Source organism: Synechococcus sp. RC10A2, from assembly GCF_047502605.1.
Map to the genome: position 1 here is coordinate 12560 of NZ_JANSHP010000015.1, position 8158 is coordinate 20717.

At 60.9% G+C, this 8158-nt stretch carries 7 protein-coding genes and 1 pseudogene; 4 read left to right on the forward strand and 4 right to left on the reverse strand.

The features are described from left to right. Positions 1–325: pseudogene (locus tag NW848_RS01400) on the forward strand (hypothetical protein); the annotation flags it as partial. A 46-nt stretch (positions 326–371) separates the two neighbouring features. Here the strand turns inward: NW848_RS01400 and NW848_RS01405 are convergent. Continuing rightward, entirely contained in the window at positions 372–596 is a 225-nt protein-coding gene (locus NW848_RS01405) for a DUF2555 domain-containing protein (RefSeq protein WP_083759181.1), read from the reverse strand. A 112-nt stretch (positions 597–708) separates the two neighbouring features. Next, positions 709–1059: a hypothetical protein gene (locus NW848_RS01410; RefSeq protein WP_011431494.1), complete on the reverse strand. Its 351-nt coding sequence runs from the start codon at positions 1057–1059 to the stop codon at positions 709–711. A gap of 226 nt (positions 1060–1285) precedes the next feature. Here NW848_RS01410 and gltX point away from each other — a divergent pair, with 226 nt between their 5' ends. Together gltX and NW848_RS01420 are read left to right on the forward strand one after the other, a co-directional pair. Further along, positions 1286–2725, forward strand: coding sequence for a glutamate--tRNA ligase (gene gltX / locus NW848_RS01415; protein ID WP_099813302.1), 1440 nt, complete (start codon positions 1286–1288; stop codon positions 2723–2725). Between the two features lie 40 nt (positions 2726–2765). After that, on the forward strand, positions 2766–5903 hold the full coding sequence (locus NW848_RS01420; RefSeq protein WP_143596985.1) for a GAF domain-containing sensor histidine kinase: 3138 nt from the start codon (positions 2766–2768) through the stop codon (positions 5901–5903). Between the two features lie 182 nt (positions 5904–6085). Here NW848_RS01420 and NW848_RS01425 read toward each other — a convergent pair whose 3' ends face one another. Continuing rightward, positions 6086–6730: a class I SAM-dependent methyltransferase gene (locus tag NW848_RS01425; protein WP_099813303.1), complete on the reverse strand. Its 645-nt coding sequence runs from the start codon at positions 6728–6730 to the stop codon at positions 6086–6088. A gap of 118 nt (positions 6731–6848) precedes the next feature. Here NW848_RS01425 and NW848_RS01430 point away from each other — a divergent pair, with 118 nt between their 5' ends. Next, on the forward strand, positions 6849–7064 hold the full coding sequence (locus NW848_RS01430; RefSeq protein WP_011431490.1) for a hypothetical protein: 216 nt from the start codon (positions 6849–6851) through the stop codon (positions 7062–7064). 23 nt (positions 7065–7087) lie between these two features. Here NW848_RS01430 and NW848_RS01435 read toward each other — a convergent pair whose 3' ends face one another. Further along, complete coding sequence (locus NW848_RS01435) at positions 7088–7942, reverse strand: ABC transporter permease (protein ID WP_011431489.1); 855 nt, start codon at positions 7940–7942, stop codon at positions 7088–7090. Between the last annotated feature and the right edge of the window lie 216 nt (positions 7943–8158).

Genomic DNA, 8158 nt, shown 5'->3' on the forward strand with positions numbered 1-8158 from the left:
TCGCAGCCGGGAAATTGAGCAGCTGCGCCAGGCCATTCGGGAAAGCTATGAGCAAAACGTGGCTCAAGCGCAAGGCTTGAGAGACTTACAGGAAGTTGTCCGTGAGACCCGCTCGGACTTAGCACACTTGGCCGAATGGGCCGAGGAAGTAACTCAAGCTCTCATCACTCTCACTGCATTGCAACAAGAGCACGAACGCGCTATCCAGGCCATCAACCAGCGTCAGATCGAGAATGACCAGAGGTTTAACGTTCTCCTCGAAGAAGTGCGCTATCTTATTCGCAGACAGGGGCTAGATGGAAGCTCTTCTCCCCCTTCTGGTTGAGGAGGGGGATCCCTTCTAAGCAAAGCTCAGAGCTACAAGGACAGCTCTAGTCTTCATCCACTTCCCACTCCAACAGATGGGCATAAGGAGCCACCAGCTCGGGAGAGTAAAAGGCAATGGCCCGCAGGGTGTGCCAATCCTCCAGGCAGTCGAACACGTTGGGGTACTCGTTGCGCTCCAGACGCTCCGCAATGGCCGCCACATCGGCTGCAGTGAACTGGCGGGGATCCATGCCCTTGGGGAGGGCTTCTACTTTGGATCGGGCAGACATAGGCAGCCTGAACACGCTACAAGCCGATCTTAGCCTCTCGGCCCGACGCCCCCTGGCCGAAACCACGAATTTGTAGAGGTTCTACACAATGCAGGCTGGGTATCTGCCTTGCCTAGCGGAGGAGCTCGGCGTCCAAAACAGGCTCTGTCTGGGTAACGCGGTAATAGCCAGCCTGGGTGCGGACCGAGGCTTGGTAGGGGCTGGGCAAATCCAGCGAGCGCAAGGGCGGGATGTTGGTGCGCTGGTTCAGCAAAGTGGTGAAGAAGGCGGTGGTTCGCCGGGCCTGGGAGCGCACTACCTCTTCAGGGAAAACCACCGGATCCGCATCTCTGCCCCTATCCAGCAGGATCGCATCCAGGGCATCCCCCACCGGGTAAGAAGGATAGGCAATTTGGGCAAAAACAGCCCCCGCCGGGATCCCGGCGGCTAGACAGCCCAGAACAATCGCCAGGGTTAGACGCATGTGCTGTAGTTCCTCCTACGCTACTGTAGTTCGTTCCTCAACACCGGAAAAAGCAGAAGCTGGGCGTTGCCCACCAACCTTGACCCCCGGGGAGCCTACCTCTTGACCGGCAGCTAAGGCGGATTCTACCCGAAAGACTTCGGTTGACAACGGTTGCAGCCCCCAACATGACACGGGATCCCCCTGCCGACTAGGATCGGGATGCACTGTTTGAGAACCGTTGCCTGTGAGTGTTCGCGTTCGCCTTGCCCCTAGCCCAACTGGCAACTTGCACATCGGCACCGCCCGGACGGCGGTGTTTAACTGGCTCTACGCTCGCCGCCACGGTGGCCAGTTCATTTTGCGCATCGAAGACACCGACCGCGAGCGCTCTTCCCCCCGCTACACCCGCAACATCTTAGCAGGGCTAGCCTGGCTGGGACTGGATTGGGATGAGGGGCCCATCTACCAGTCCAACCGCATCGCGCGCTACCAAGCGGTGGTGCAGCAGCTTTTGGACCAGGGGCTGGCTTACCGCTGCTATGTCAGCGAGGTGGAGCTAGAAGCAATGCGCGCTGCGCAGAAGGCCGCCGGCAAGGCTCCCCGCTACGATAACCGCCACCGCTTTCTCACTGAGGAGCAGCGACGGGCCTATGAAGCCGAGGGTCGGCAGCCGGTGATCCGTTTCAAGATCGAGGAGCCCCTGGAGGTGTCGTGGGTGGATCTTATCCGCGGCCCCATTACCTGGAACACCCAGGATTTGGGGGGAGACATGGTGATCGCGCGGGCGGATGGCTACCCTCTCTACAACCTGGCAGTGGTGGTGGACGACATCGACATGGGCATCACCCATGTCATCCGTGGCGAAGACCATATCGGCAACACGCCTAAGCAGATCTTGCTCTACCGCGCTCTGGGTCATGAACCGCCGCAGTTTGCCCATTCTCCCCTGATCCTGAATCCAGAAGGGAAGAAGCTCTCCAAGCGGGATGGGGCGACCTCGGTGGCGGAGTTTCAGCAGATGGGCTTCTTGCCGGAAGCTCTCAAGAATTACTTGGCTTTGCTCAGTTGGTCGCCTCCCGATGGGGAAGAGATCTTCTCGTTGGAAAAGGCGGCTACGATGTTTGACTTCGACCGGGTCAACCGGGCTGCCGCTCGTTTTGATTGGGACAAGCTCAACTGGATCAACAGCCAGTACATCAAGCAGCTCTCCCCGGCAGAATTGGTGGAGCGGCTGACACCCTTTTGGCAGGCGGCGGGGTTTGACCTGGGATCCGTGCCGGATCCCACTTGGCTGGAAGAGGTGGCCTGCCTAATCGCCGAGGGCATCGACCGCCTGACGGAGGCTCCTCCCCTGAGCCGCTTTTTGTTTCAAGAGCCCCTCAGCTACTCGTTGCCGGCTCTGGAACAGTTGCGCCTGCCGGGGGTGGCGGAAGCGATGGCCGCCATGGCCACCACGTTGGCTGCTGCTGAGTTGCCCCAGCCAGTTTCCGCGGACAGCCTAAAACCGCTGGTGGAAGAGGTGGCCAAAAGCCAGGGGATGAAAAAGGGCCTGCTGCTGAAAAGCTTGCGGGCCGCCCTGACAGGGGATCTGCAGGGGCCGGATTTGATGGCCTCTTTTGCGCTGTTGCAGCGGCGGGGCTGGGCTTTGGGGCGGCTGGAGGCGGTGCAGAAGGTGGTTGCCTGAGTTCAGGCTGTTGGAGTTGACTTTTCTATTGCTTGCTGCTATGCCTTTGCAGGCTTTTGTCGATCCGGATTCCACTTTCTTGATCCAGCTTCAGGCTGCCAACCAAATCGTTCAGGAACTGGTGCTGCTCTCTTCGCAAGAGGCTTCAGAAGCGGCGGAGCCGGAGGTGTGGGAGCAAGGCCTGCTCAAGTTGGCTCAAACCCTAGTGCACCAGATGGTGAGCCGCCTGGGCGTGGCCTCCGCTCGCCTCTGGTTTTTCGACCCGCAAGAGGGTTGCTTTCGGTCGGTGGCCCATGCTGGCCTGCTCAGCCCTGCCCACGCCCAAATTGAGCGAATCTACCCCGATGACAGCCCTATGGGGCGTGTGGTCCAGCAAGGGTTGCCCCTCTTGAGCAACAACCCGGATCAAGAGGTCTGGATGCCTGCCCCGGAGTGGGTGAGGGCCAATGGCCTGCGGGGCTTTGTCGCCTACCCAATTAACCGCGGGGAGGAGCGGCTGGGCGCTTTGGCTCTGCTGAGCCGGACACCCTTGGAGGCCAGCTTTGTAGAAGTAGTGAAGTTTCTTTGTTCCTATACGGCCAGCGCCATTATCAATGCCAAGCTGCTGGAGCGCAGCCGCCGACAGGCGGTGCGGGAGGCGTTGCTCAACCGCATCACCAGCACTGTCCACCGCTTTCTGCAGTGGGATCAAATCGTCAGCACTGCCCTGAAGGAGCTGCAGCACGCCTTTCTCTCGAAAGGGGTGAAGGGGCTGAGCCGCTGTTGTTTTTACAGTATCAACCCGGATCAGGAGACGGTTCAGGTCACCCACGAGGCCCTAAGCCCTGGGCTGGCCCCGTCCCTGGGGCAGGTGTACCGGATCCAAGACTTTGGCTCGCTGTGCGAGCGGTTGCAGGAGGGGCAGGTGGTGCAAATAGCCCTGCATATGCAGCCGGCTCAGGAACATCTGTTGCCGCCGCAGGGACTGGCCGCTTTCCAGGCGCTACAGGCTCGCTCGGCGGTGCTGATCCCGTTGCAAGCGGTGGGCTCAGCAGGAGCCGGGCTGGGGGAAGCCGGCGGCAGGGATCCGCAGACGGGCCGATCCGACTTGGCTGCTGCGCCAGGGGGGATGATCGGGCTGCTGGGGGTATACCTAACTACACCCCACCCCTGGCAGCCGGAGGAGATTGACCTGTTGCGCTCGGTGGCCTACCAACTGGCGATTGCCCTAACTCGTTCCAGCCTGTTTGAGCGGGCCCATCGGCAGGCGGAACGGCTGGCGCTGTTGCACTCGATCACAGCGGCAATTCGCTCCAGCCTGGAGCCCACCACTCTCTTCCACGCGATTACCCAGCAGATTGGTGCGGCTTTTCAGGCGGATGTGTGTATCTTGGCCCTTTGGCAGCCGGAACAGGAGATGCTGCATCCTGTGGGCATCTATGCGCCGGAGCTCACCCCTGCCGTGCGCGTGAGCGGGACGGAGCCCTTGCTGGATGCCCCGCTGACGGGATCCCTCCAGAAGCCCTGGCCGGAGCCGGGGATCCCGCCGGAATTGTCGGAAACGGTTCAGGCCAAGTTGCGCTTGGCAGCCAGCCTGCTGACCACCTTGAAGGAGCCGGTGGTGGTGCCGGATGACTTGAAGCCGCAGCGGCAGGGAAGCGGGCTGTTGTGGGTGCCTTTGTTTGCCTCTGACCAGCCGCAGCGACAACAGGAAGTGTTGGGGGGTATTGCCCTGCTGCGCTACCCTCACGGCGGATCCCCCTGGCAGCCGGAGGATCTGGAGTTGGCGGAAGCCGTGGCCGAGCAGGCGGGGATCGCCCTCCAACAGGCGCAACTTTACGAGCAAACCCGCATCTCGGCCCAGCGGGAAAGCTTGTTGCGCCAGGTCGCCCAGCGCCTCAGCGGCACCTATGATCCCCACCAAGTGGTAGAGATTGCCCTCGAGGGCATGGCGGAAGTTTTGCAGGTCGATCGCTGTACTTTTGTGGCGCCGCGGAGCGGCTATGGGCCGAGCGCCCAACAGCCTGCAGCGGCTCCAGAACCCCTCGCCATTCTTCAGGAATACCGCCGTCAGCCGGGGATCCCTTCCCAGGTGGGGCAGACGTTGACCCCTGAGCTGAGCCAGCTCATTTGGGTAAGTTGCTACACCCATCTGGACACGCTGCTGATCCCCGATGTCCAAACCTTTCCGCTGCCCCTTCCCACCCGCCAGACGCTGTTGCAGAAGGGCATCCGCTCCCTACTGTGTGTACCTCTGGTTACCGATGCCAACCAGATTGCGGGTGTGCTCTGCGCCTCCATTCCGCCCCTGGCGACGGCAGGCCGGAAGCCTCCAACTGCCGATACTGCCCCCGAAGCCGCCGGATTTGCCCCTGCAGATAGGGACTTGGTGGAAGCGCTGGCAGACATTGCGGCAGTGGCGCTGCAGCGGGCCTCCTTCTACGAGCAGGTTCGCCGTCAAGAGGCGACGGCAGCAGCCTTGCAAGGGCTGACCGAGGGGCGAGAGGCGGAAAGTCGTCGCCTGGCCGCCGATCTGCACGATCAGACCCTAGCGGATCTGGGAGCTCTGTCTCGTCAGATTCAGGAGCTCGCCGGCGATCCGACCCTCAGCCCTGCCGGCCAGGCTCAGCTACGCGTCATGAGCGTCCAACTGCAGGAGACCATGGCCGAGTTGCGGGGGATCGTCGAGGATCTGCAGCCGCTGGCCATGCGGGCTTTTAACCTGGGCCCGGCTCTGCGCAGCCTTCTGGAACGGGCGGCCCAGCGTTCTCCTCACCCGCTTCTCACCCGCTTCGACAACCGCGCCGATGGCCTGCTCTCCCGTCTCAGCCCTGCCTGCCAAAGCAACATCTTTCGGATCGTGCAGGAGGCGCTGAACAACATCGTCAAACACGCAGGGGCACGGCGCATCGACATCACCATTCAGCCCAAGGTTCAAGCCGGTAGCGGCGCAGAGGAGCCTTCTGTCAATCCCGAAGCCCCTTACACCCACCTGGAGCTGAAGATCATCGACGATGGCCGTGGCATGCCGGAGTTCAACGGTGGGATCGATCCCGATCAGAAACCTGGCCACGGCCATGGATTGCTCAACATGCGCTACCGAGCCGAGCTAATCGGGGCAACCATCACCTGGCGCAACCGCCGCTTGGGTAGCGGCACAGTGGTGGAGCTGCAGATCCCTTTGCCCCCCCCTTCCTAAGCTTGCCCGGAGAACCCCCGCAGAACCTCCTCGGGATGGCAGTTTGCCTCAGGGATCCAGTCTCGTCGCCTTTGCCCCCGTCGTTCGGCAGGGAGCAACCCGCCCCTCAAGGCCGGGGAACCGCAGCGGCATGCCGGTTGGAGTCCAGAAATGCAAGGGCGCCACGCGCAAGATGGATGGCCTCATGCCTCGGTTCGCCGACCGACCACAGCGTAAAAGGGATCCCCGCCGGCCAAAAGGGCAAGCCAACCCAGGGGAGCAGGCCGCTGGATCACCTCGACGATCTCGAATCCCGGCACCGACTCAAAATAGCGCTTGACCAGCTCCACCCGCTCTGCTTCCGAGCCATCCCGCCAGGCCTGGATGGCCTTCTGGAAAAACATGCGATTGGAGAAGCTGACAATGAAAAGGCCCTGGGGCTTGAGGATGCGATGCACCTCGGCAAACACCTGCTCCGGCTGCTGCAGGTATTGCACCGAAACCGCGTTCAGCGCTGCATCAAAAGTGCAGTCCGGGAAGGGCAGAAGCGGGTTTTGGTTGAGGTTCTGGACGAAGAAATGGTCAAGCCGGGGGTTGGCGGCCAGTTCCTGAGCATTCATCCCATGCCCTTCCACATGGGCAAAGTTCATCTCCGGCGGCAGGTGGGAAACCCAACTGCTCATTAGATCGAGAATGCGGCTCTGAGGCCGCAAATACTCGCGGTAGAGATCGGTGAGCTGGCCGATGAAGCCGGCATCCACATGGGTTACGAAGCGGGGATAGTCGTAAAAGAGGGCATCGTCGCTGGGATCCAACTTGGAGCGCTGCCAATCTTCAAGAACCGCCATGGCCAAAATCTGTTGCAAAGCTTAATCAAAGCTAACATTCTGGAACTCCCTCGAAGGGAGCAGGCGTGATAGCGTAGCAGGGCGACGGTGGCCATTTTCCGAGGGACTTCTTGCCGTGATGTCTGCCTCTTACGCTTCCGCTACAGCTCGCTCCTCTTCTGCCGCTGGCTTTGACCTGCGCGACTATGTAACCGAACTGCAGCTCCACATGGCCCTGCAGGCCCGCAGCCTCACCCCTCCTCTACATCTCTCGCCAGCAAAGGACAGCCCTCTGGCCCTGGTGCAGCAAGCGCAGGCAGAGCTAGAGAAGTCCGTCTCCCGCCAGTGGCTTTGAGGGGCACAGCCTGGGCAAAATGCTCAGGCCAAACTCTTGCGCAGCACCCCCTGCACCAGCAGCACTGACACCACCACAAACCCTGTCAAGAGCCCCAGGGATCCCGCCAGGGTGAGTTCGCCCCAGGGGGCCTGCAGCACCACATCGGCAAAGCTCCAGGTGCTGCTGCGATAGACGTGGCGAATCGGCTCGATGGCAAAGGTGAGCGGGTTGAGGCTGGCCACCCAGCGAAGCCAGGTGGGCATAAAGCTGAGGGGAGCCAAAGCGGTGCTGGAAAAGATCAGCGGCAGATTCACCAAAAAGATAAAGGCCAGCAACTGCTGGTGCCCCGGCATGGCAAAGGCCAGGCCCAAGCTCAGGGCGGTGAAACCCAAGACCAACAGGCCCACGATCAACGCCACCACCGCCAAGCCCGGCCCGTCCGGGATCCCGCCGCCGAGGACGTAGTCTGCCCCCACGATCACCGCCGTCTGCAGCAGCGCCAAGCTGACGATGAACAGGCTAGAGGCCAGCACAATGGAAAAGCGAGAGGTGAGGGGAGCCACCAGCAATCGGTTTAAAAATCCGAACTCCCGGTCGAAAATCACCGGCACACCGGCGTTCAAGGCCCCGCCAAAGGCCGTAAACACGATCACGCCTGCCCCCAAAAACTGGGTGTAGTTTTGTCCGGCCCCGAAAATGCCGGCAGGGGCATTCTGGAACAAGGCCCCGAACAAAATCAGCCAGAGCAGCGGCTGGATGATGCCGACCAGCAGGGTGGCGGGGCGACGCTGCAATTGGATAAACAAGCGGCGGGCGAGGGCAAAGGTCTCCTGCCAAAAGTCGGCTGTAAATAGAGGAATCGGGTTGGATTGGATGGGGGAAGCGGCAGAGGTCATACCAAGGCTCCTGCAATGTTGCGATCAATAATCATCAATGCAATCTTCAATCGATCAATCAATATCAATGGAACTTTGTACATATCAGCTTGTAATCAGTATGGCTCAATTGGGGAGTTAGGGATCGACGTGGGGAACCGTTGCATTGCTCTTGAAAATGAAGTTACAGCCTGTTAAGGGCTCAAGGGGTACAATAGCAGCACTTAGCAAACCAAC